Genomic DNA, 24,249 nt, shown 5'->3' with positions numbered 1-24,249 from the left:
GCATCATCAACGTGATCCGGAATGGATAAAAAACAATTTCAAGCCATGCCAACCGTGCTCCGTGGCAAGGGCCTGGGCGCCGCCGACGCCGCGCTGTCGACGACCGACGCAGCCCGCCAGGGGTGGTCCATCCTGCGTGAGCAGGTCAGCCTGCCGGCCGCGGTCCTGCTGCGTTCGGCGCTGCTGCACAACCTGGAATGGATGCGCCGCTTCGTCGCCGCCTACGGCGTGCAGCTGGCGCCGCATGGCAAGACCACGATGAGCCCGGAGCTGTTCCGCCTGCAGCTCGATGCCGGCGCCTGGGGCATCACCGTGGCCACCGCGCCGCAGGCGCGGGAGGCCTGGCTGGCCGGCGCGCGCCGCATCCTGGTCGCCAACCAGCTGGTCGGCCCGGCCAACATGGCGATCATCGCCGAGCTGCTTGAGGCCGATGGCACCGAGGTGTTCTGCCTGGTCGATTCGGCCGCCAACGCCGACGCGCTGGGCCGCTGGTTCGACGCCCGCGGGCTGTGCCTGGACGTACTGCTGGAGATCGGCGTCAGCGGCGGCCGCACCGGCGTCCGCGACGACGCCCAGGCGCAGGCGGTGGTCGCGGCGGCCACACGCTGGCCACGGGCGCTGCGGCTGGCCGGCGTGGAAGTCTACGAGGGCGTGGTGGCCGACGAGGCCGGCGTGCGCGCGATCCTGCGCCGCAGCGTGGAGACCTTCCAGCGACTGCGCGCCGGCGCCGCGTTCGGCCGCGTGCCGGCGCTGCTGACCGGTGCCGGCTCGGCCTGGTTCGACGTGGTCGCCGAGGAGTTCGCCGCGTTGTCCGGTGACGCCACGGCCGAGATCGTGCTGCGCCCGGGCTGCTACCTCACCCATGACGTCGGCGCCTACCGCCAGGCCGCCAGCCGCATCCAGGCCGGCAACCCGGTCGCGCGACGGATGGGCACGAGCCTGCGCCCGGCGCTGCGGCTGTGGGCCTACGTGCAGTCACGACCGGAGCCGGAACGGGCCATCGTCGGGCTGGGCAAGCGCGATGCCGCGTTCGACGCAGGCTTCCCGGTGCCGGCGCTGCATTACCGGCCCGGCGATGCCATGCCCGGCGACGCCGCCGCGCACTGGCAGGTGACGGCGATGATGGACCAGCACGCCTTCCTGCAGGTGCGGGCCGAAGACGACCTGCGCGTGGGCGACATGCTGTGCTTCGACATCTCCCACCCGTGCCTGACCTTCGACAAGTGGCGCCACCTGCTGGTGGTCGACGACGACCACAACGTGGTCGATGCCGTCTCCACGCAGTTCTGAGCCGCCGCCGGACCCGCACGCATGAGTCATGGACACCTGCTGCTGATCTACGCCGTGCTGGCGATCGTCGCGTTGATCGTGCTGATCGCCCGCTACCGGCTCAATCCCTTCATCAGCGTCACCCTGGTCTCGGTGGGGCTGGCGCTGCTGGCCGGCATGCCCGCGCCGGAGATCCTGCCGGCCTACGAGCAGGGCGTCGGAAAGACCCTGGGCCACATCGCGCTGATCGTGGCGCTGGGCACCATGCTCGGCAAGATGATGGCCGAGTCCGGCGGCGCCGAACGCATCGCGCGCACGCTGATCGCGCGCTTCGGCACCGGCAACGTGCACTGGGCGATGATGCTGATCGCCTTCTGCATCGGCCTGCCGATCTTCTTCGAGGTCGGCTTCGTGCTGCTGATCCCGATCGTGCTCAACGTCGCCCGCCGCACCGGCGTGCCGCTGCTGCTGGTCGGGTTGCCGATGGTCGCGGGGTTGTCGGTGGTGCACGGACTGGTGCCGCCGCACCCGGCAGCGATGCTGGCCGTGCATGCCTATGGCGCGGACGTGGGCCGCACCGTGTTCTATGCGCTGCTGGTGGGGCTGCCGACCGCAGCGCTGGCCGGGCCGGTGTTCGCCAGGGTGGTCGCACCCCGGGTGGCGCTGCCGGCGCACAATCCGATGGAAGCCGCGCTGCTGGACGAGGGCCACGGCCGCATTCCCGACGAGCAGCTGCCGGGCTTCGGCATCACCATCGCCACCGTGCTGCTGCCGGTGGCGCTGATGCTGCTGGGCGGCTGGGCCGACCAGATCGCCACGCCCGGCTCGCCGCTCAACCACGGCCTGCGCTTCATCGGCCACTCGGTGGTGGCGCTGCTGCTGGCCACGCTGCTGAGCTTCGTCACCCTGGGGCTGATGCGCGGCTTCAACCGCGAGCAGATCCTGAAATTCTCGCAGGAGTGCCTGGCCCCGACCGCCGCCATCACCCTGCTGGTCGGCGCCGGCGGCGGCCTCAACGGCATCCTCGTGCACACCGGCGTGGCCAGCCAGATGATCGACCTGTCCCGCCAGTTCCAGCTGTCGCCGCTGCTGATGGGCTGGACCATGGCCGCGCTGATGCGCATCGCCACCGGCTCGGCGACGGTGGCCATGACCACCGCGTCGGGCATCGTCGCCCCGATCGCCGCCGCGCTGGGCTACCCGCACCCGGAACTGCTGGTGCTGGCCACCGGCGCCGGCTCGGTGGTGCTGTCGCATGTCAATGACGGCGGCTTCTGGCTGGTCAAGGAATACTTCAACATGTCCGTGGCCCAGACCTTCAAGACCTGGACCGTGCTGGAAACCCTCATCTCCGTCACCGCGCTGGCGCTGGTGGCGGCCCTTGCCGCCGTGCTCTGAACCGAAGAACCCACCATGTTCGACATCGTCTACGAACTGCGCCAACGGCTGCACGAATTCAGTCCGGTCGAGGCCCGCATCGCCAACACCATCCTCGCCGACGTCGATGCCGCCGCCCAGTACGGCGTGACCGAGCTGGCCGAGCGCGCCGAGGTCAGCGCTGCGGCGATCTCGCGCTTCGCCAAGACGCTGGGCTGCGAACACGTGCGCGAACTGCGCGCGCGCCTGGCTTCGGCCAGCGCGGTCGGCAAGCGCTTCCTCGAGCAGCAGAACGCACCACCGGTATCGGCGCTGTTCGCGCAGATCTGCGACGACATCCAGGCCAGCCTGCGCCACAACCTGGCCAACCTGCAGGAAGACGTGGTGCAGCAGCTGGCCGATGCGATCTGCCAGGCGCGGCGCATCCACGTGTTCGGCATCGGCGGCTGTTCCACCGTGTTCTCGCAGGAACTGCAGAACCGGCTGATGCGCTTCGGCCTGCCGATCACCGCCTGCAGCGACGCGGTGGTGATGAAGATGACCGCCGCCATCCTCGGCCCGCAGGACCTCGTGCTGGCGCTGTCGGTCAGCGGCATCACCCCGGAGGTGATCTCGGCGGTGGAGATCGCGCGCACCTATGGCGCGCGGGTCGGCGCCATCACCCGCGCCGGCACGCCGCTGGCCGGGCTGAGCGACTGGCTGCTGCCGATCAGCATCGAGGAGACCGATTTCGTGTTCAAGCCCTCCGCCTCGCGCTACGCGATGATGCTGGCGATCGACGTGCTGGCCACCACCACCGCGCTCAACGGCGCCAGCGAAAACCACGAACACCTGCGCCGCATCAAGCTGGCGCTGGACCGCTACCGGGGCGGCGACTCGCGCCTGCCGCTGGGCGACTGATCGATGCACGACGTACTGATCCGCAACGCGCTGGTGCTCGATGGCAACGACCGCCCCGGCCGCCATGGCGACGTCGCGGTACGTGACGGCCGCATCGTCGCGGTCGGCGCGGTGGATGGCGGCGCCCGCCAGGTGATCGATGCCGGCGGCCGCGCGCTGGCGCCGGGCTTCATCGACGTGCACACCCACGACGACCTGGAAGTGCTGCGCAACCCGGGCATGGCCAGCAAGCTGTCGCAGGGCGTGACCACGGTGGTGGTCGGCAACTGCGGCATCAGCGCCAGCCCGGTGCGCATCCGCGGCGAGGTGCCGGACCCGATGAACCTGCTCGGCGAGGCCGGCGATTTCCGCTATGCCGATTTCGCCAGCTACCGCCAGGCCGTGGAAGCGGCACGCCCGGCGGTGAACGTGGCCGCCCTGGTCGGGCATACCGCGCTGCGCCAGAACCACATGGACCGGCTTGACCGCGCCGCCACCGCCGGAGAGATCGAGGCGATGCGCGCGCAGCTGCGCGCCAGCCTGGCGCAGGGCGCACTGGGCCTGAGCAGCGGGCTGGCATATGGCTCGGCGTTCCATGCGCCATCCGCGGAAGTGGCGGAACTGGCCAGGGAACTACCGCACGGCGGGCTGTACGCCACCCACCTGCGCGATGAATTCGGCGGCATCCTGGCGGCGCTGGACGAGGCGTTCGACGCCGCACGCGCGCCGCAGGCCGCGGTGCGCGTCTCGCACCTGAAATGCGCGGGCATCGACAACTGGGGCCGCAGCCGCGAGGTACTGCACCGGCTGGACGCCGCCTCCGGCAGCCAGGACGTGGCCTGCGACTGCTACCCGTATGCCGCCAGCGCTTCCACCCTGGACCTGAAGCAGGTCACCGATGCCTACGACATCCTGGTCACCTGGTCCGAGCCGGAACCGGCGCAGGGCGGCCGCCTGCTGGCCGACATCGCCGCCGACTGGGGGGTGACGCTGCTGCAGGCCGCGGCGCGCCTGCAGCCGGCCGGCGCGGTCTACCACTGCATGGACGAGAACGACGTGCGCCGCATCCTCGCGCACCCGCTGACCATGATCGGCTCGGATGGCCTGCCGCGCGATCCGCGTCCGCATCCACGCCTGTGGGGCACCTTCCCGCGCGTGCTCGGCCATTACGCGCGCGACCAGGCGCTGTTTCCGCTGCACACCGCCGTGCACAAGATGACCGGGCTGCCGGCCTCGCGCTTCGCGCTGGGCGCGCGCGGCGGCATCCACCCCGGCGGCTGTGCCGACCTGGTGCTGTTCGACCCGGCGCGCGTGCGCGACACCGCCAGCTTCCACGATCCGGTGCGCGCGGCCGAGGGCATCGACGCGGTGTGGGTCAACGGACAGCTGGCCTACGACGGCAGCGAGGTGGTCTCACGCGCCGGGCGCTTCATCGCGCCGGGCGGCTGATCGCCCCGCGGCGCCGAACGCATGGCGCATCCGCGCAACCATCCAGGATCACTGCAACAAGGAGCATCCATGAGCGACATCAAGCGTTACGGCGCCGAGGGCGGCGTCGGCCAGGGCCGCCAGCACATGCCGTTCTCGCGCGCGGTCGAAGCCGACGGCTGGCTGTACGTCTCCGGCCAGGTACCGATGCGCGACGGCGAACTGGTCGGCGGCACCGTGACCGAGCAGGCGCACGTGGCCATCGGCAACGTGATGGCGATCCTCGCCGAGGCCGGCTACGGCCCCGAGCATGTGGTGCGCTGCGGCGTATGGCTGGACGACGCCCGCGATTTCTACGCCTTCAACAGCGTTTTCAAGCACTATTTCGGCGAGCACCCGCCGGCGCGCGCCTGCGTGGAGAACCGCATGGTCGTGGACTGCAAGGTGGAAGTGGACTGCGTCGCCTGGAAGCGCCCGCCGCGCTGAACCCGCGCCCGCCCGGCCCGGCTGCGCAACCGCCGGGCCGCACCATCGGCACCTGCCGCGCATAACGGGCGGCTATGGCGCCACGCGCTCTTGCGACTGGCGCTGGAGGCGGCTCCGCGGCTATTGTGCATGCCGCAGCCCCGCTCCACACATCGTGTTGCGGCGCAGCAGACCGGCCCGCTCGTCATGGAGATTCCCCATGCCTGCCTGCTTGCGCCCATGCCGGCCGCAGCCATCCCCGTCCGGCCCGACTGGCGGAAATACCGCCCTCGGGCATCGAACCTTCTGCCATCCGTCATGCGCACGGGCCGGCTCCGCCGGACTGCACGTGGCTCCGTCCCCTCCCCCGTGCCACGGAGCCCGGCCACACGCGGCAGTCCTTCCACGGCGGCGCCGGCCCTGCGCCGGACACCGCCCCAGATTCCTGCACTGGCAGGGCACGAGGTACTGATTCGATGATCCAACTTGATGCCGTACAGACGATCGCCTTCGGCGGCCTGACCCTGTTCGCCGGCTACGCGCTGTGCCGCGCGATCCCGGTGCTGCGCCGCTACAACCTGCCCGAACCGGTCGTCGGCGGCCTGCTGGTGGCGTTGCTGGTGTGGGCCGCGCATGCGCGCGACACCACCCTGTTCGAACTGGACACCAGCCTCAAGGTACCGCTGATGGTGGCCTTCTTCACCACCCTGGGCATCAACGCCAGCCTGCGCCTGCTGCGGGTCAGCGGGCGCCAGGTGATGATCTTCCTGGTGCTGGCCAGCCTGTTCGCGGTGCTGCAGAACCTGGTCGGCATCGGCGTGGCATGGATGTTCGACCTGCACCCGATGTTCGGCGTGCTCGCCGGCTCGGCCACGCTCACCGGCGGCCCGGCCACCGGCATGGCCTTCGCGCCGCTGTTCGAGGAAGCCGGGCTGCAGGGCGCCGAGACCCTGGCGATCACCGCGGCGATGGCCGGCATCATCTGCGGCGGCCTGATCGGCGGCCCGACCATCACCGTGCTGATGCGGCGGTTCGGCATACGCGGTCCAGCCGGCAACGGCGCCACGGCCGATGGCAGCGCGGTGGACGACGAAAGCGTGCACGTGCATTTCCCCAACGAATCGGCGCGCGAGTTCGACGCGCTCAAGAGCATCGTGGTGCTGCTGATGGCGATGTGGCTGGGCGCATGGGTCAGCCAGGGCTTCGATGGCCTGGGCCTGACCCTGCCCTCCTACATCGGCGCGATGCTGGTGGGCGCGGTGATCCGCAACATCGACGACTACACCGGACTGATCCGGCTGTCGGTGCCGACCACCGACCTGATCGGCAACATCTGCCTGGCACTGTTCCTGGCAGTGGCGCTGATGGACCTGAAACTGTGGGAACTGGCCGGCATGGGCCTGCCGCTGGTGGTCAACCTGGTCATCCAGGTGGCGCTGGTGGCGCTGTTCGCGATTCCGATCTTCTACGTGATGGGCCGCGACTATGACGCGGCGGTGATGGGTGGCGGCTTCATCGGCTTCATGCTCGGCACCACCGCCAACGCCATGGCGGTGATGCGGCGGCTGGTGCAGCGCTACGGCGTGGCGCCGCGCGCGTTCCTGGTGGCACCGCTGGTGGGCGCGTTCTTCATCGACTTCGTCAACGCGCTGATCATCACCGGCTTCCTCAACTTCTGGCCGCACTGACCGCAGCCGGACGTTGCCGCAGCACGATTCCGCAGGGCCGCCGCGATGGCGGCCCTGCTTTTTCGGGACTACTGCGCGGCTGCGCCGGCGCCCGGCCGGCGGGGATCGGCCGCGCCCTGGACACCGTCCCCGCCGACCAGCAGCGTCTGCGTGCTGCCGATGGTCTCGTCGCTTTCGATGCGGTGGCCCAGGCCACGCAGCAGGCGCAGCGTGTCGGGGCTGAAGCCCGGTTCGATCTGCAGCATGCCGGTGCCCATGTCCTGGTGGATGCGCGGGCGGTGAGTGGCCTCGGCGATGTTCATGCCGAAATCGACCACGTCCACGATCGTCTGCATCACCGTGCCGGGGATGGTGTTGCCGCCCGGGCTGCCGGTGACCAGCCACGCCTTGCCATCGCGCAGCACCAGCGTCGGCGACATGCTCGAGACCGGGCGGCGGCCGGGATGCAGCGCGTTGGCGACCACACGCCCCGGCTCCTTGCGCGCGGCAAGCTGCGCGCGCAGCGAGAAATTTCCGATGAGGTTGCCTAGCAGGAAGCCGGTGCCTTCGGCCATCACCCCGGCGCCGAAATCCGAGCCCAGGGTGAAGGTATTGCTGACCGCGTTGCCGTCGGCGTCGACCACCGAGAAATGCGTGGTCTGCGGGCTTTCATGGGGCAGCGGATCGCCCGCCGCCAGCGCGGTGGCATCGAGCGCCCGGTCCGGCGAGAACTGCCGCCAGCGCACGTCGGCATAGGCCTTGGACACCAGCCCGCCTACCGGCGCGGTGACGAACGCCGGGTCGCCGGCGTGGCGTGCGCGGTCGGCCCAGGCAAGCTTGATCGCCTCGGCCATCGCATGCAGCGCCGCGGCCGAACCGGCCCCGTGCGCGGCCAGGTCCTCGTGCTCGAGCAGGTTGAGCATTTCCAGCACGCTGGCGCCGCCGCCACTGGACGGCGGCATGCTCACCACCGGGTGCCCGCGGTAGGTGGTGCGCAGCGGTTCGCGTTCGATGGCGCGGTAGCCGGCCAGGTCGTCGCGGCCGATCAGCCCGCCATGGCGCTGCATGGCCGCCACCAGCCGCTGCGCGATCGGCCCGCGGTAGAACGCATCCTCGCCGTCGCGCGCGATCAGCCGCAGCGACCACGCCAGGTCGGCCTGGCGCAGGCGTTCGCCCGCGCGCAGCGCGCTGCCGTCGGCGTGCAGGAACACGCTGGCGCCGGCCGGGCTGCGCGCCAGCCGGTCGCGTCCCCAGTCCAGCGCGAACGCTTCGTCACGGCTGAGCACCACGCCGTTGTCGGCCAGTTCGATCGCCGGCTGCAGCAGCCGTGCCCACGGCAGGCGCCCGTGGCGGCGATGCGCCAGCGCCAGCCCGGCCACCGTGCCCGGCACCCCGGCGGCCTTCCACCCGGCGGTTTCACCGTCGATCCCGCCGTCGGCGCCGATGAAGCGCTCCAGCGTGGCCGCCGCCGGTGCCATCGAGCGGTAATCGATGGCGACGCTGCGGTTCTCGCCGGCCAGGTGCAGCAGCATGTAACCGTCGCCGCCGATATTGCCCGCGCGCGGCAACAGCACTGCCAGCGCGAATGCGGTGGCCACCGCCGCGTCCACCGCGTTGCCACCATCGCGCAGCACCTGCGCGCCGATCTCGCTGGCGCGCTGGTTCTGGCTGACCACCATGCCGCGGTCGCCGTGCTCGGGCTTCTGGATCGCCTGGTAGTTGAGCAGTTCGCGCGCGCCGGCCGGCGGCGCCAGGGCCAGCAGGGCACCCAACAGCAGCGCCATGCCACGGCCGGGAAGGGTTACGAAGGGTCGCAGGGTCATGCCAATCTCCGGTTTGCGGTTCGCGGGCGCATTGCCGGCCGTCCACCCGCGGCAGTGCCGATGGCGGCGGTCGCACTGGCCCATCCCGGAGCATGGCCGGCACCGGCGTGCCTGTCCCCCATCATTGATGGCCGACGGTATAGCTGGCGCGCATAGAAGCGCGCGGCAGCCGCCGCATGGCGGATGCCGGGCCGCGGCATGCCATAGCTGCCGGTTAACACCTGCACCGCGATTGTGATCCCCGCCATGGCGGGCCCGGCGGTAATCTGCCGGCCATGCAGACGCCCGCCCGCCACACGCCCTCCCCCACGGCCGGTGCGTCCGCCGTTGCGCTGCGCTGGCACCGCCTCGGCACGCCCCTGCTGCTGTGCCTGGTGCTTGCCGCGTGCGGCACCGCGCCGGACGCGCGTGCGCCGGCAACCGCCGCCCCTGCCGCACCGCCCTCGCCGGCCATCGTCGTCGCCGCGCACCCACTGGCCGCGCGCGCCGGCGCCGAGGTGCTCGAACGCGGCGGCAGCGCGATGGACGCAGCCATGGCGGTGCAGCTGATGCTGGGACTGGTGGAACCGCAGAGTTCGGGCATCGGCGGCGGCACGGTGCTGCTGGCCTACGACGCCGACAGCGGCCAGGTCAGCGGCTACATCGGCCGCGAACAGGCACCGGCCGCAGCCGCTGCCGGCTGGTTCGACGACGCCGACGGACACCCGCTGGCACGTGCCGACGCCATGCTCTCCGGGCGTGCCACCGGCGTACCCGGCACCATCGCCACCTTCGCCCTGGCGCTGCGCGAGCATGGCCGGCTGCCATGGGCGCGCCTGTTCGACGGCACCATCGCCACCGCCGAGCAGGGCTTCACCATCACCGAGCGGCTGCAGCGGCACATCCACGGCCAGTTCCCGCAGGCGGCGACGGACGACGTGCGGCGGTTGTTCGACGACGGCTACGGCGGACGCCTGCGCGCCGGCGACACGCTGCGCAATCCGGCCTACGCGGCGACGCTGCGCACGCTGGCCGCCGGCGGTGCGCAGGCGTTCTACCACGGTGCGCTGGCCCGGGCGATCGTCGCCCGCACCGCCGACGCGCCACGCCCGGGGGCCATGACCCTGGATGACCTGGCCGGCTACCGCGCCGAGAAAGTGGCCCCGCTGTGCCGTCCGCTGCGCGGCTACCGGCTGTGCTCGCTGCCGCCGCCGGCCAGTGGCGTCGGCGTGCTGCAGCTGATGGCGCTGCTGGACGGTACCGATATCGACCGTCGCGATGCGGGCGACCCGCAGGCGTGGCTGCTGTTCGCCGAGGCCAGCCGGCTGATGTACGCCGACCGCGACCACTACGTCGGCGATCCGCGCTTCGTCGACGTTCCGGTCGATGGCCTGCTGGCGGCCGACTACGTGGACGCGCGCCGCGCCCTGATCGGCAGCCGGGCCGCGCCGCGGCCGCCGCGCCCCGGGGTCCCGGCCGGTGCTCCGGTCATCGCCGCCGACGCCACCGACGAGCCCGGCGGCACCAGCCATTTCGTGGTCGTGGACGGCCACGGCAATGCCGTCTCGGTGACCACCACCGTGGAATCGTTCTTCGGCTCCGGGCGCATGGTCGGCGGCTTCTTCCTCAACAACCAGCTCACCGATTTCGCCTGGGACCGCACCGACGGCCGCCCCGGCATGGCCAATGCCATCGCCGCCGGCAAGCGCCCGCGCTCGTCGATGGCGCCGCTGCTGATGCTCGACGGCGACGGCCGCCTGACCGGCGCGCTGGGATCGCCCGGCGGCTCGGCCATTCCCGCCTACATCGGCAAGACCCTGGTCGGGCTGCTCTATTGGCGCCTGCCGCTGGACCAGGCCGTGGCGCTGCCCAACCTGGTCGCGCGCGGCGAACGTTTCGATGGCGAGGCCGGCCGCTTCCCGGCACCGGTGCGTACCGCGCTGCGCGAGCACGGCGTGGACATCCGCAGCGGTGCCGGCGAGGATTCCGGCCTGCATGGCGTGTTCCTGCGCGACGGGCGCTGGCAATGGGCCGCCGACCCACGCCGCGACGGCACCGCCGCCTTTCCTGCCCACCGGACCCCCGATGCATCCCGTTGAACCCCGCGGCGAACCCGCACGCGCCGATCTCGTCGTTCTCGGCGCCGGCGTCGTCGGCCTCGCCACCGCCTATGCCGCCGCACGCCGCGGCCTGTCCGTGCTGCTGCTGGACCGCGCCGACGGCCCGGTGCAGGGCACCTCGTTCGCCAACGGTGCGCAGCTGAGCTACGCCTACACAGACGCCATGGCCGGCCCGTCCACCTGGCGCCAGTTGCCGGCCATGCTGTTCGGACGCAACGGCCCGTTCCGCACGCGCTGGTCGGCCGACCCGGATTTCTGGCGCTGGGGCCTGGCGTTCCTGCGCCAGACCGGCAGCGCACGGCTGCGCGCCAACACCCTGGCGACGCTGCAGCTGGCGCTGGAGTCGCGCAGCGCGCTGCACGCGCTGCTGCAGCGCCACCCCATCGCTTTCGACCACGCCGTCTCGGGCAAGCTGCACGTCTACCACGACGCCGCGGCGCTGCATGGCGCGGCGTCGATGATCGCGCTCAAGCAGCCATTCGGGGTCGAGCAGCACCTGCTCGACGCGCGCCAGGCCATTGCCGCCGAACCGGCGCTGGCCGCGATGCCGGGCCTGGCCGGCGCGGTGCATTCGCCGCAGGAGGAAGCCGGCGATCCGTTCCGCTTCGGCGTCGGCCTGCTGCAGGTGCTGCAGCAGCAGTACGGCCTGCAGGCGCGCTTCGGCGTCGATATCCGGCGCGTGGTGCGGCAGGACGACGGCTGGTGCCTGCAGCCGCATGCCGGCGCGGCGCTGCAGGCGCGGCGGCTGGTGGTGTGCAACGGCATCGACGGCGCGGCGCTGCTGCGGCCGCTGGGCGTGCGCATGCCGCTGATGGCGATCAAGGGCTATTCGTTCACCGCGCCGTGTGGCCCGCGCGCGCCCACCGCGAGCATCACCGACACCTCGCGCAAACTGGTGTTCTGCCGCCTGGGCGAGCGCATGCGCGTGGCCGGGCTGGCCGACCTCAACCACTGGGATCCACGCCCTGACCCGGGGCGCATGGCGCAGCTGGTGGCGATGGCGCGGGCCTCGATGCCCGAGGCGGTGGACTACGCGCACATCGAAAGCGACTGGGCCGGCCTGCGCCCGGTCACCCCCTGGTCCTCGCCCGAGATCCGCGCCATCGGCGCCGGGCTGGTGTGCAACCTCGGCCACGGCATGCTCGGCTGGACCCTGGCGATGGGCAGTGGCGAGCGCGCGGTGGCGCTGGCGATGGCGCAGTGATGGCGGCGCCGCGAACGGTCGCCGGCAACGCCCGCATCGACTAGGATCGGGCCATGCGCCTGCGCCAGATTGAAGTCTTCCACGCGGTCTACACCACCGGCTCGATCAGTGCCGCGGCACGTTCGCTGCACGTCTCCCAGCCATCGGTCAGCAAGGTCCTGCACCACACCCAGTACCAGCTGGGTTTCGAGCTGTTCAAGCTGGTGCGCGGGCGGCTGGTCGCCACCGACGAGGCGCACGCGCTGTTCGTCGAGGTCAAGGACATCTACGACCGCCTGCTGTCGCTGCAGAAGGCGGTCACCCACATCCGCGACATCGGCGGCGGGCATATCCGCCTGGCGGTGGTGCCCTCGCTCGGCCAGCACGTGGTGCCGGCGGCGATCACCCAGTACCGGCGCCAGCACCCGGAAGTCACGTTCGACGTGCAGACCCTGCACCACGGCGACCTGTTCCAGGCGCTGTACGAGCGCGAATGCGACATCGCCATCGCCTACAACCCGCCGCAGCATCCGCGCATGCAGCGCCGCGTGCTCGGGCAGGGGCAGCTGATGCTGCTGTTCGACGCCGCGCAATGGCCCGACCCGCCGGCGGCGATCCCGCTGCGCTGGCTGCAGGACCGCGACATGGTCGGCCTGGCCAGCAGCGGCCCCATCGGCGACCTGTTCACCAACGAGCTCAAGCGCCAGGGCGTGAGCATGCGCGAGGTCGTGTCCAACCAGACCTATTCGCTGGCCGCGGCGCTGACCCGCTGCGGCGCCGGCATGAGCGTGCTGGACGAATTCACCGCCTGCGCCAATGCCGGCGGCAACCTGCTGGCGCGCCCGCTGGAACCGGAAATCGGCTTCCGCGTCGAGTGCGTGTACCTGGAGGACCGGCCGCCGTCCAAGGCCGCCACCGAGTTCGTACGGCAGTTCCAGCGCAGCCTGGCCGAAACCCGCGGCGTGCCGCCCGCAGCGTAGCCGCGCCCCTAGCGGGTGCGCGGGAACTTCGGGTTCAGCGCGCCCCAGACGCTGTACTGGTCGGCCAGGATGACCCCGGTCCAGGCCTCGATTTCGGCCTGGGTGATCTGCTCCCCGCCCTGGCGCCCGAACAGCACCACCTCGTCGCCGGCCTGCACGCCGGGGATGTCGGTGACGTCCACCATCGTGGTGTTCATGGTCACGCGGCCGAGCACCGGCGCGCGCCGGCCACGGACCAGCACGCTGCCCTTGTTGGAATAGGCGCGGCGGTAGCCGTCGGAATAACCGACCGGGAGATTGGCCAGCAGCGAATCGCGGCGCAGGGTGAAGGTGCGGTCGTAGCTCACCGTGTCGCCGGCGGGAAACGCCTGCACCGACGCGACCCGGGTCTTGAACGCGGCCACGTGCGCGAACGGCGGCTTCGGCGTGCCGCCGTATCCGTACAGCGCGCCGCCCGGGCGCACCATGTCCAGCCGCGATTCGGGAACATGCTGCAACGCGAACGAATTGGCCGCATGCAGCTGCACGTCGCCGCGCCGCAGCGCGGTGTTGGCGAACAGCCAGTCGGCCTGCTCGCGGAACGTGTCCACGCCGGCGCGCACGTCGGCCGGGTCCTCGCTGGGGAAGTGGGTCATCAACCCGACCACGCGCAGGCCTTCGGCCGCCACCAGTGCCACCGCGTCGTGCCGTCCCTGCCCGGTGGCCAGCTCCAGTCCGTTGCGGCCCATGCCGGCCGAATTCAGCGCCAGGTGTACCGGCAGCGCGCGCCGGCGGCGCCGTGCCAGCGCGGCCAGCGTCTGCGCCACGGCCAGGTTGCCCACCAGTTCTTCAACCCGGTACGGCCACGCGGCCTCCACCTCGCCCAGCGTCGCCGCGCGCACCCGCAGTACCCGCCCGCGATAGCCGCAGGCACGCACCATGCGCGCCTCCTCGGTGCTGGCGATGCCGACGCAGCCGACGCCCGCGGCGACCAGGCGCGGGATCACCCGGTCGATGCCGGTGCCGTAGGCATCGGCCTTGAGCACCGCGCACAGCTGCGCGTCGCCGGCCAGGGCGCGCACGCGCCGCAGGTTGGCGTCGAACACGTCCAGGTCGATCTCCAGCCAGGCGTTGGCCGCGGCCAGGCGCGCCGTGCCCGGCACGCCCAGCAGCGGCGCGGCGCGCGCGTCGAGCGAGGCGGCCAGTGCCGTGCCCAGGGCCGCGGTGATGAAGCCGCGGCGGCCGCTGGAGGCGATGTCCGTATCCGTCATGGTGGGTCCCGATGCCGCCGGTTGCCCGGCGGCGTTGTTGGCAGGATCAGTTGAAGCGGTACTCGACCTGCAGGTTGAACGAACGCCCGCGCGGATCGGCCACGCGCGGCTCCCAGGCCGCGCCGGAGGCGAAATCGACCTGGTGCGCGGTGAACGGCGGATCGGTGTCGAGCAGGTTGCGCACCGCCAGGGTCAGCCGGGTGTTCTCCATCCCGGTCCAGGTCAGGCTGTAGTTGTAGGTGATGTAGTCATCGACGTCCGGGTTCCAGTTGGCCGGCGTGTAGAAGCCGCCCTCGACACTGACCGGCTCCTCGTCCTTGTAGCCGGAGCGATAGACCTGGGTGAGCAGGTGCGCCCAGTCGCCGCGGGCCCAGCCGACGCCCAGCGTGTGCTTCCACTTCAGCGGCAGGTTGTAGAAGCGCACGTACTCGCCGACCTTGTTGTCGCCATACGGCTCGTTGGCCAGCGACTTTTCCTTGAAGGTGTCGATGTAGCTGCCGTTGAGGTTGACGTGCCAGCGCCCGCCGGCCAGGTCGCCGCTCAGGTTGGCGTCCAGCTCCACGCCGCGGGTCAGGGTGCCGCCGGAGTTGATGTAGCGCTGGTCGATCGCGGTGACCTTGCCGCTGCCGTCGCGGATCCAGTTCTCGGCGAACAGCGCGTAGTTGGCGGTCAGCGTCGCCAGGTTGGGCACGCGGATGGTATTGGTGCGCTCGATCTCCCACCAGTCCAGGCTCAGGTTGAAGTTGTCGGTCGGCGAGAACACGAAGCCGATGCTCCTCTGCGAGGATTCTTCCGGCTGCAGGTCGGTCTTGCCGCCGGTGATGATCACCGGCTGGATCAGGTCGCACCCCGGTATCGACGAGTTGACCGAGCCGCCTGGGCAGCTGGCCGGGTCGACCAGGTCGCGGCCGAAGTAGTCCAGGCGGTTGACGCCGGCGAACAGCTTGGTGAACTCGGGCACCTTGAAGCCGGTGCTGTAGGCGCCGCGGAACGCCAGCGATTCGATCGGCTGCCACTTGAACGAATACTTCGGGTTGGTGGTGCCGCCGAAGGTGTCGTAGCGGTCGTGGCGCACCGCCACGGTGACGTCGAGGGTGTCGATGATCGGCAGGTACATCTCGGCATACACCGCGTTGACGTCGCGACGCACCTTGGGCAGGTCGCTGGTCTCGTCGAACGGCGCCTGGTAGATGGTGGTGTAGTTCAACGGCACGCCGTCGAGCACCTGCACGCCGCCGAACTCGAACTCCTCACGGCGCGCCTCGACGCCGGTGGCCAGCTGCGCCTCGCTGCCCCACAGGCTGAAGCCGAGCCCGCCGCTGAAGCTGGCGTCGGCCGTGGTGACGGTGGATTCACCGCCGTACAGGTGCACGCCGCTGGCCGAGGCGCTCTGCAGCGCGGCCATGGCCGCCTCGCTCTGCTGCTGCCCCGGCATCAGGAACGGGTTGAGCAGGCCGCTGCCGAGCGCGGCGCGCAGGCCGCTGGAGAAGTAGTAGCCGCCGCGCAGGACCGATTCGGCCTTGTTCGAGGCGCGCGACAGGCCGATGTCGTAGTCCCAGCTGCCGATACTGCCCTCCAGGCCGGCCAGCAGGCGGTAGGACTTGGTGGTGGTCTCGATCTGGCGCGGCCCGCAGGCCATGCAGCGCCAGCGGTAGGGAATGGGGTTGCCGTAGGTGAGGTTGGCGGTGCCGAAGTACGCGGCCAGCGCGTTGTACACCTTGTCGTAGGTGTCCTTGGTGTTGGGGTTGAGCGGATACCAGGTGCCGGGGCCCATCACCGAGGTGAGCGATGCGCTGGAGGTGAGCTGCAGCGGCTCGTACTCGCGCTCTGACTTCACCCGCGAACCCATCGCCTCGGCGTAGAAGCGGTGGTTGTCGCCGATGCGGATGGTGGCGCGGCCCAGGAACTGCAGGCTGTCCTGCGGCTGCTGCAGCGCCTGCGCGGCCGGATAGTCCCAGGCGCAGGCGTACTTGGAGCTGCCGCTGTCCCACAGCCGGTAGTCGTAGGGCCCCATCGCCGGGCCGCCGTTCTCGCAGCCGGCGCCGCCGGGCAGGTTGAGGATGTTGACGTAGTTCTGCTTGCTGCCGCCGTCGGGGTCGATGAGCGAGCCGTTGATGATGCCGCCGCTGGCGTTGGTCACGGTGGCGAACGGGGTGCCGCGCGTGTCCGGCGACACCCCGCGGTCGGGCTGGAAGCTGTTGGCGAAGTCGCGCTGGTAGCTGCGCAGGAACTCGCTGCGCCGCCAGTTGATCGTGCCCCACACGTTCCAGCGGTCGGCATCCAGATCGCCGGTGCCGCCCAGCAGGCTGTAGTTGTAGATGTTGCCGCCGCCGTGCTGGGTCACGTCGAAACCGGCGTTGACGGCGATGCCCTGGTAGTCGGTGCGGGTGATGAAGTTGATCACGCCGCCGATGGCGTCGGTGCCGTACATGGCCGAGGCGCCATCGCGCAGCACTTCCACCCGGTCGATCGCCGCGAACGGGATCGAGTTCAGGTCCACCGCCTGCCCGCGCAGGCCATGGGTGGCGACACGGCGGCCATTGAGCAGTACCAGCGTGGCGTCGCTGCCCTGCCCGCGCAGGTTGGCGCCGGACACGCCGGCGGTGCCGCGCAGTTCGCCCAGGTCCATGTCCACCGACGCCGAGACCATGCCGTCGGCGCCATTGCCGGCGATGTTGAGGAAGGACAGCAGCTGCTCGGCCGAGGTGATGCCCTGCGCCTCGATCTCGGCCTTCTGCACGATGGTGACCGGCAGCGCGGCCTCCACGTCCACGCGCTTGATGCGCGAGCCGGTGACGTTGACCTTGTCCAGGGTGGTGGCCGCCGGGGCGGCTTCCTGCGCCATGGCCGGCACGGCCATGGCCGCCAGCAGCGCAATGCACAGGAGGTTGAATCGGGGGTCTGGCTGGCTACGCATGATTTCTCCAGGGGGAACGACGGGGGACGGACAACCCAGCAGGTACAGCGGCGGAGCGGGCAGCGCGGTCAGGGCCGCGCCGCTGGAATCTCGTCGAGGAACAGTGCGCCGATCGCCTGCGCGGTCGCATACGGCGTCGGGTCGTTGCGGTTGCTCAGCAGCACCACGGTGAGGTGCTGCTGCGGCCAGCGCACCAGGGTGTTGCGGAACCCGATGCTTTCGCCGTTGTGCCATTGCCGGCCCTCGGCGATACGCCAGCCGAAGCCATACCAGGTCGCTTCCGGCGCGGTGTCCACCGGGACCTGGCGGCCGAGCGCCAGCGCGCGCGTGGCGTCATCGAACAGGCGGCCGTCGTACCAGGCCGCATCCCAGCGCGCCAGGTCGTCGATGCTCGAATAGATGCCGCCATCGCCGAGCACGGCGCTGTAGATGTTCTGGTCGGTGCGCTCCCAGCCCTGCGCGGCCTGGCTGTAGCCCCAGGCGCGATGCGGCACGTCGCGGCCGCCGGCGACGTAGGCCAGGCTGTCGCGCATGCCCAGCGGGGCGAAGATGCGGGCGTGCAGGAACGCGGGGAAATCCATCCCCGAGGCGCGCTCGACCACCAGCGCCAGCAGCGCATAGCCGCTGTTGCTGTAGCGGTAGGTGGTGCCGGGCGGGAAGTACAGCCGGTTCTCGCGTTCCAGCAGCGCCAGCACGCCCGCGTCGCGGATCTGCCCCTGCCAGGACGTACCCATCAGGTCCTCGTAATCGAGTACGCCGGAGGTGTGCGCCAGCAGCTGGCGCAGGCTGATGGCATCGGCCACGGCCGGCAGCGAAGGCAGCCAGCGCTTGACCGGGTCGTCGATGGACAGCGCGCCGTCCTGCGCCAGCAGCAGGATGGCCGCGGCGGTGAACTGCTTGCTCACCGAGGCAAGCCGGTAGTTGGTGTCGGTGCCGGCGGCGATGCCGCGCTCCAGGTCGGCGCGCCCGTAGCCGCGCCGGACCAGCGCCCTGCCGTCCTTGAGCACCAGCAGCGAGGCACCGGGAACGTCGCCGTCATAGGGCTGCATCAGGCGGTCGATCGCGGCCTGGCGGTCGTCGGCATCGGCCGCGCTTGCCAGCAACGGCAGCGCCAGCATCAGCAGCAGTGCCGGTCGCCACATGACAGCGATCGACCGCAGGCAAAAACGGTTGCGCATGCGTCCCCCGGACGAAGAAGGCAGGAATGATGGGATGCCACCGATGGCGGGCCAGCGGGCCGGCGGACCGGAACCCCGGCATGCCTGCCTTGCGCCTCCCTGCGTCTGCGCCGGTTCCCCCGGTCCGGCCTCCCCGCCGCACCGCCCGTCGCGTCTTCACCTTGGCGCGTGGCGGCCCGCAGCGTCAACGCCGCCCGCAGCCGCCGCAGATGGCCTGCGCCCACGCCCGCAGGCGCTGCCGCAGGCCTGCTTGCCGGCCGCCCGGGCGCGCGCCTGGCCCGGCAAAAACACCTGTCGAATCCACGGCTTGGCGATGGCCACCGGCGCTCGCACGATGGCACCGGCCAGCACCGCGCCATGCCCGTGCGCAGCCCCGGCCCATAGCCTGCGGCTGTGGGTCACGCAACCAATGCGAGGGCCAGGCCGTTGCATTGGCAACCAATACCTGCGCCCCCGCGCTACTCGCCGATGCGGTCCATGCGGATGCGGTTGGCGAACAGCGAGAACGCCAGGGTGCCGGCCAGCCGGTTGGCGCGCTGCAGCCACGGCGGCAGCCAGCGCGGCGGCGCCAGCACCCCGCTCTCGAACAACGGCGCCAGCGCCTGCGCGTCGCCCAGCGTCATCTTGCCGGCGAACAGCCAGTGGCAGTAACGCAGCTTCTCGTCGCGCAGCATCTGCCGGAAGAACGTATGCACCGACACCAGCCCGCACAGGTACACGGTGTCCTTGGTGAAGGCGCCACCACCGCACACCGGCACCCCGCGGAACACCCGCTGGGCCGAGGCGAAGCTCTCCTCCGCGGCCTGCCCGGCGTCGCGGAAATAGCGGAACACCTCGATGAAATCGGCACCGCCGCGCGCCATCGCGATCGCCTCGATGCGCAGGCTGATGCGCTTGAGCCGCTGGATGTCGATGCTGCCGGTGATCTGCTCGGCGAACGTCGCCAGCCCCTCCTGGGTGGCGGTGACGCGCGGCGACGACAGCGCCAGGCTCGGCAGCAGCGCCTGCCGGCGTCCGTTGAGCGCGGTCAGCGAATGCACCAGCGCTTCGTGGTGGAACAGCTGCGCGCGGTCATAGACGCTGAAACAGGCACCGCTGCGCAGGCGGATCTGGGTGGCGCCGGCCGCCGCCTTGGCGATCAGGTCCGGGTCCAGCACCACGTTGATCACGCGCGACTCGAAAAAGCCGTCCAGGTCGTTCTGCAGCTGCAGTTGCAGCGCGGTGGCCGACACCGGCACCTGTTCCTCGGGCGCCAGCAGCTCGTGGTCCAGCTCGTTGGCGATCTGGATGAAATGCCGCGCCGCCTCGCGCACCGTCGGCCCGTGGCCGGGCATGGGCTGTTCCGGGGTACCGAACAACTGCGCCGACAGCGCATCCACTTCGCGCGTGCCCAGCGCTTCCAGCAGGCGCGCGGCCAGGTCCCAGCTGGCGACCGAATCACGCAGGTAGCGGCCCAGCGGGTGCGCCGGATCGGCGGCCGTGGCGATCACCGCCAGTTCGCGCCGCGCCGCGCTGAAATCGTGCCGCGGGTAGGTCACCTGCGGCAGCTGCGGCGCACCGCGGGCCACACTGTCCAGGAACGGCGCCCGCGTCGACGCCGGCCAGCTGGCCAAGGTCAACAGGCGGATGCCACGTACCGCCGCGACCAGCCGCGCATCGAGCGCGGCGTGGTGGGCGATGGCCGGATCGGAAGGGGCGCTGGACAGGTTCATGCGCACACCATAGCAACCCATCGCCGGCTGGTTGCGCCCACCGGTTTGCGACCTCTACAGTCGGCAGACGCTTACCGGAGGAATGGATGCTTTCCCCGAAACGGCAAGGCTGCCGCTCCCTGCTTCGTCTGTTGCTTCCCGTCTGCCTGGCGGCGCTCGCCGGCTGCCATTCGGTGCCCTATGCGCGCGATGGCGTGCTTCCGGCGCGCATCGACGTGGCCGACGGATCGGCGCAACGCACCGCACTGAATGCACGTACCTATGATGCGGCCATCGGCCACGCCCGGCGGCTTTTTTACCGCGATACTGCCAACTTCACGCCCCTCGCACGCAGACGGCGCGCCAGCGTGATCGCCAGGCCCGACGAAAGCAGTTTCTATAGCGCACTGAACGAGGTACTGGGCACCCTCGATGACGCGCACAGCCATGCAATGGGGCCTGGCGAACGCGCGATCAGCGAGCAGATCATGCGCGACAGCGGCAAGGAATCCGGAAACGGCTACGGCCTCATCAAAGCAGTGTCCGGGAAAGGCAAATCCGTCCTCGCGGTTGTTCCCGGCAGTGCCGCGTCCGAGGCCGGGATATTGCCGGGCTGGCAGTTGCTGAGCATCGACGGACGGTCCCTTTGGATGCACCAGGAACGCGAGCGGCAACCGGCCCGTTTCCTGTTCATGGACCGGGAAGGCAGGCGGCACGAACATGACCTCATCCCCGTTCCTTCGCCAGCCGTGCGTATGCGGGAAAGCCGCTACTTGCCGGGCGGGCTGCTTTACCTGCATTGGAAATCCTTCGACGACGACAGCCTGCAATGGCTGCACGCCGCATTCGCAGCCGCACATGGTGAGGACACGATGAAAGGGATGGTGATCGACCTGAGAGGGAATGCAGGCGGTCTGGCACGCGTCGGCGCGGAGGTCTACGCCATGCTGGATGGCAAAGGCGTTTTCGCCTGGCTGAAGTCCCGGCAGGGACAGGATGCAGTAGGCCCGGCGTCGCCGCCATTGCGATATGGCGGCGCGCTGCTGGTACTGGTGGATGCCGCGTCGGCAAGTACCGCGGAGTTGCTTGCCGCCCGCCTGCAGGAGACCGGACGCGCGGTGCTGATCGGTGAAACCACCGCGGGGGCCGTGGTTGCCTCGCGCGGAATCAACCTGCCCGACGGTGGCTTGCTTTCCCTCGGCATGCGGGAAATCCGCACAGGGGACGGCCGGCTGCTGGAAGGCACAGGGGTCACGCCCGATCTTCCCGCACCCTGGACTCCGGAAGCTATCAGGGAAGGCCGGGATCCCGCCTGGGAAGTGGTCACGATGTTCGTCGAAGAACTGGCTAAATCAAACGCTGGCAAGGGAAAAATCGAAGACGCCGATGAAAATCCAGCGGCGGACGACAAAGACATCTGATCCCACTCCGGGCCTGCTTCCGTTACCAGTCCCCACTGGCCGGCAATCCCGTATTACCGCCATCTGCACTCGCCCGACATGCCCGGCATTGGCCGGGCGGTGCCTCACCGCCGCTTCGGTTTCCCCGCCGGCCGCCACTGCGCGCCGCGGCCGCTGCTCCTGCGCTCGGTGGCCTGCTCGGCCTGGCGCTGCGCCAGCTTGGCTGCGGCCGCGGCCACTTCCTCGCGCAGCTTGAGGTAGTTGAGCAGCCGGCTTTCGTCGATCTCGCCGCGTTCGATCGCCTCGCGCACCGCGCAGCCGGGCTCGTGCTGGTGCGAACAGTCGCGGAAGCGGCACTGCGTGGTCAGCGCCTCGATGTCGGCGAAGCCGCCCTCGGCCAGGGTTTCCTCGCCGGTGGGCTTGAGCTCACGCATGCCCGGCGTATCGATCAGGCAGGCGCCGCCGGGCAGCGGCAGCAGGGCGCGGTGGGTGGTGGTGTGGCGGCCGCGCGAATCGCTGTCGCGCACGGCGCCGGTCTTCATCCGGTCCTCGCCCAGCAGCGTGTTGGTGAGCGTGGACTTGCCGGCGCCGGAGGAGCCGACCAGCACCACGGTGCGGCCCGGCCCCAGCCACGGCGCCAGCGCGGCAACGCTGGCCGGGTCCTTGCCGTTGATCGCCAGCAGCGGGATGTCCTGCGCGGCCAGGTTTTCCAGCACCGCCAGCGCGTCGGCGCCGTACTCGGTCTGGTCGGCCTTGGTCAGCACCACCACCGGCGCCGCGCCACCGCTGCCGGCCAGCATCAGGTAGCGCTCGATCCGGCGCGGATTGAAGTCCGCGTCCAGCCCGCAGACGATGAACACCGTATCGATGTTGGCGGCGATCACCTGCTGGTGGTAGTGCTCGCCGGCCGCGCCGCGCTTGATCGAGGTCCGCCGCGGCAGCAGCGCGACGATGCGCGCCTCCTCCAGCAGCACCCAGTCGCCGACCGCCGCGCGCTCGTGGCTGGGAAAGCGCGGCCGCTGCCACTCCGGCAGCGACTCGGCCTTGAGCGCGGCGTCGGGCGCATCGGCCACCACGTAGCCGGAACGGTGCTGCTCGATCACCCGCGCCGGGCGCGCCAGCGGATGTGCGGCGAAGGCGGCCTGCCATGCCGGGGCTTCGGGCGGGCCCGGCCAGGGCCAGCCGATGGGGCGCAGCGCGCCGAAATCGATGGTGTCGGTCATCGGCCAATTCTAAGCGGCACCGCGGCGCCGGCCGGCCCCGCCAGTGGATTTCGGTTCCGCCCGGAACCATCGCCCCGCATCGCAGCAATTCCGCTACCATGCGGTTTCCCGCCCATGATGGCCCCACGCATGTCAAGCCCTGCCAAGCCGCTGCCCACCCGCGAACGCCTGTCCGAAGTGCGCTACGAGATCCGTGGCGAACTGGCCCGGCGAGCCCGCGAGCTGGAGGCCCAGGGCCGCAAGCTGATCAAGCTCAACATCGGCAACCCGGGCAACTTCGGCTTCCGCGCGCCCGAGCACCTGCAGCGTGCCATCGCCGACGACATGGGCCGCACCGACCCCTATACCCACCAGCAGGGGCTGCCGGTGGCGCGCGAGGCCATCGCCGCGGCATATGCGCGGCGCGGCGCGCCCGATGCCCACGCCGACCGCGTGTTCCTCGGCAATGGCGTGTCCGAACTGATCGACCTGTCGCTGCGCGCGCTGCTCAACCCCGGCGATGAAGTGCTGGTGCCCTCGCCCGATTACCCGCTGTGGTCGGCGGCCACCATCCTCAACGACGGCCGCCCGGTGTATTACCGCTGCCGGCCGGAGAACGGCTTCCAGCCCGACCCGGTGGAGATCGAGACGCTGGTGTCCTCGCGGACCCGCGCCATCGTGCTGATCAACCCGAACAATCCCAGCGGCGCCAGCTACCCGCGCGAGCTGCTGGAGAAGATCGTCGCCGTGGCCCGCAGGCACAACCTGCTGCTGCTGGTGGACGAGATCTACGACCAGATCCTCTACGACGGCGCGCAGTTCCAGCCGGTCGCGCCGCTGGCCGGCGACCACCCGTGCCTGACCTTCAGCGGCCTGAGCAAGGTGCACCGCGCCTGCGGCTGGCGCGTGGGCTGGATGCTGCTGTCCGGCGACGCCGCGCGGCTGGGCGAGTTCCGTGCCGCGCTCGACCTGCTCAGCGCGCTGCGGCTGTGCGCCAACGTGCCCGGCCAGTACGCCATCGAGGCGGCGGTCAACGGCCCGGACACCATCTCCGCGCTGTGCGCGCCCGGTGGCCGCCTGTACGAAACCCGCCGCGCGGTGATCGAGGCCTGCGACGCCAGCGAGCACCTGCAGCTGGTGGCGCCGGCCGGTGCGCTGTACGCCTTCCCGGCCGTGGTGGGCCCGGCCGCGCAGGGGTTCGACGACCACGAGTTCGCGCTGGAACTGATGAACGAGGAAGGCGTGCTGGTGGTGCCCGGCTCGAGCTTCAACGTGCCTTACCGCCACCACTTCCGGGTGACCCTGCTGCCCGAGGCCGGGGTCATGCGCGAAGTGTTCGGCCGCATCGACCGGGTGCTGGCGCGCCGCGCCGAGCGGATCACCAAGGTGGTGCCGCTGAAGACGCGCAGCGCGGTGGCCTGAGTCACGGCGATGGGCAGCA

The 24,249-nt window shown here is 70.9% G+C and carries 17 protein-coding genes; 11 read left to right on the top strand and 6 right to left on the bottom strand.

Annotated elements, in window-relative coordinates; all coding sequences use genetic code 11:
• The first annotated feature begins 45 nt into the window (after positions 1-45).
• From QQA12_RS03345 to gltS, 6 genes are all read left to right on the top strand, one after another.
• Complete coding sequence (locus QQA12_RS03345; RefSeq protein WP_226050646.1) at positions 46-1,290, top strand: amino acid deaminase; 1,245 nt, start codon at positions 46-48, stop codon at positions 1,288-1,290.
• 21 nt (positions 1,291-1,311) lie between these two features.
• Complete coding sequence (locus tag QQA12_RS03340) at positions 1,312-2,667, top strand: gluconate:H+ symporter (RefSeq protein ID WP_226050647.1); 1,356 nt, start codon at positions 1,312-1,314, stop codon at positions 2,665-2,667.
• A 15-nt stretch (positions 2,668-2,682) separates the two neighbouring features.
• A complete protein-coding gene (locus QQA12_RS03335; protein WP_182336279.1) occupies positions 2,683-3,546 on the top strand; it encodes a MurR/RpiR family transcriptional regulator in 864 nt (287 codons plus the stop codon).
• A gap of 3 nt (positions 3,547-3,549) precedes the next feature.
• Positions 3,550-4,974, top strand: a complete 1,425-nt coding sequence (locus QQA12_RS03330; RefSeq protein ID WP_226050648.1) for a D-aminoacylase — start codon at positions 3,550-3,552, stop codon at positions 4,972-4,974.
• Between the two features lie 69 nt (positions 4,975-5,043).
• Positions 5,044-5,439: a RidA family protein gene (locus tag QQA12_RS03325; RefSeq protein ID WP_054663108.1), complete on the top strand. Its 396-nt coding sequence runs from the start codon at positions 5,044-5,046 to the stop codon at positions 5,437-5,439.
• 455 nt (positions 5,440-5,894) lie between these two features.
• Entirely contained in the window at positions 5,895-7,106 is a 1,212-nt protein-coding gene (gene gltS / locus QQA12_RS03320) for a sodium/glutamate symporter (protein WP_054663105.1), read from the top strand.
• Positions 7,107-7,174: 68 nt separating this feature from the next.
• Here gltS and ggt read toward each other — a convergent pair whose 3' ends face one another.
• Positions 7,175-8,908 (bottom strand): gamma-glutamyltransferase, encoded by a 1,734-nt coding sequence (gene ggt, locus QQA12_RS03315; protein WP_226050649.1) that lies wholly within the window; start codon positions 8,906-8,908, stop codon positions 7,175-7,177.
• A 275-nt stretch (positions 8,909-9,183) separates the two neighbouring features.
• Here ggt and QQA12_RS03310 point away from each other — a divergent pair, with 275 nt between their 5' ends.
• The 3 genes from QQA12_RS03310 to QQA12_RS03300 are packed head-to-tail and all read left to right on the top strand — an operon-like array spanning position 9,184 to position 13,170.
• Positions 9,184-10,986: a gamma-glutamyltransferase family protein gene (locus QQA12_RS03310; RefSeq protein ID WP_226050650.1), complete on the top strand. Its 1,803-nt coding sequence runs from the start codon at positions 9,184-9,186 to the stop codon at positions 10,984-10,986.
• Positions 10,973-12,211 carry an FAD-dependent oxidoreductase gene (locus QQA12_RS03305; RefSeq protein WP_056931992.1) on the top strand — a complete coding sequence of 413 codons (1,239 nt, stop codon included), beginning with the start codon at positions 10,973-10,975 and terminating at the stop codon, positions 12,209-12,211. Before QQA12_RS03310 ends, QQA12_RS03305 begins: the two co-directional genes overlap by 14 nt.
• Before the next feature lie 53 nt (positions 12,212-12,264).
• Positions 12,265-13,170 carry a LysR family transcriptional regulator gene (locus QQA12_RS03300; RefSeq protein WP_056931993.1) on the top strand — a complete coding sequence of 302 codons (906 nt, stop codon included), beginning with the start codon at positions 12,265-12,267 and terminating at the stop codon, positions 13,168-13,170.
• 8 nt (positions 13,171-13,178) lie between these two features.
• On the opposite strand, the gene alr is transcribed toward QQA12_RS03300, so the two are convergent.
• From alr to QQA12_RS03280, 4 genes are all read right to left on the bottom strand, one after another.
• Positions 13,179-14,420 (bottom strand): alanine racemase, encoded by a 1,242-nt coding sequence (gene alr, locus QQA12_RS03295; protein WP_226050651.1) that lies wholly within the window; start codon positions 14,418-14,420, stop codon positions 13,179-13,181.
• A gap of 46 nt (positions 14,421-14,466) precedes the next feature.
• On the bottom strand, positions 14,467-17,337 hold the full coding sequence (locus QQA12_RS03290) for a TonB-dependent receptor (RefSeq protein WP_082595058.1): 2,871 nt from the start codon (positions 17,335-17,337) through the stop codon (positions 14,467-14,469).
• Between the two features lie 68 nt (positions 17,338-17,405).
• The gene (locus tag QQA12_RS03285) at positions 17,406-18,479 is read right to left on the bottom strand and encodes a serine hydrolase domain-containing protein (RefSeq protein ID WP_226050652.1); all 1,074 of its coding nucleotides are present in this window, start codon (positions 18,477-18,479) and stop codon (positions 17,406-17,408) included.
• 494 nt (positions 18,480-18,973) lie between these two features.
• Complete coding sequence (locus QQA12_RS03280) at positions 18,974-20,227, bottom strand: flavohemoglobin expression-modulating QEGLA motif protein (protein ID WP_226050653.1); 1,254 nt, start codon at positions 20,225-20,227, stop codon at positions 18,974-18,976.
• An 86-nt stretch (positions 20,228-20,313) separates the two neighbouring features.
• On the opposite strand from QQA12_RS03280, the gene QQA12_RS03275 reads away from it, so the two are divergent.
• Positions 20,314-21,627 (top strand): S41 family peptidase, encoded by a 1,314-nt coding sequence (locus tag QQA12_RS03275; RefSeq protein ID WP_226050654.1) that lies wholly within the window; start codon positions 20,314-20,316, stop codon positions 21,625-21,627.
• Between the two features lie 104 nt (positions 21,628-21,731).
• Here the strand turns inward: QQA12_RS03275 and rsgA are convergent, their stop codons facing one another.
• Entirely contained in the window at positions 21,732-22,829 is a 1,098-nt protein-coding gene (gene rsgA / locus QQA12_RS03270) for a ribosome small subunit-dependent GTPase A (RefSeq protein WP_226050655.1), read from the bottom strand.
• 129 nt (positions 22,830-22,958) lie between these two features.
• Between rsgA and QQA12_RS03265 the strand changes: the two genes are divergently transcribed.
• Positions 22,959-24,230, top strand: a complete 1,272-nt coding sequence (locus QQA12_RS03265) for a pyridoxal phosphate-dependent aminotransferase (protein ID WP_054668585.1) — start codon at positions 22,959-22,961, stop codon at positions 24,228-24,230.
• Positions 24,231-24,249: the final 19 nt, after the last annotated feature.

This window comes from Stenotrophomonas sp. 17(2023) (assembly GCF_030345315.1).
GTDB classification, from domain to species: Bacteria; Pseudomonadota; Gammaproteobacteria; order Xanthomonadales; family Xanthomonadaceae; genus Stenotrophomonas; species Stenotrophomonas acidaminiphila.
The sequence above is the reverse complement of the archived record's forward strand: the minus strand, read 5'-3'. Positions and strand labels throughout refer to the sequence as shown.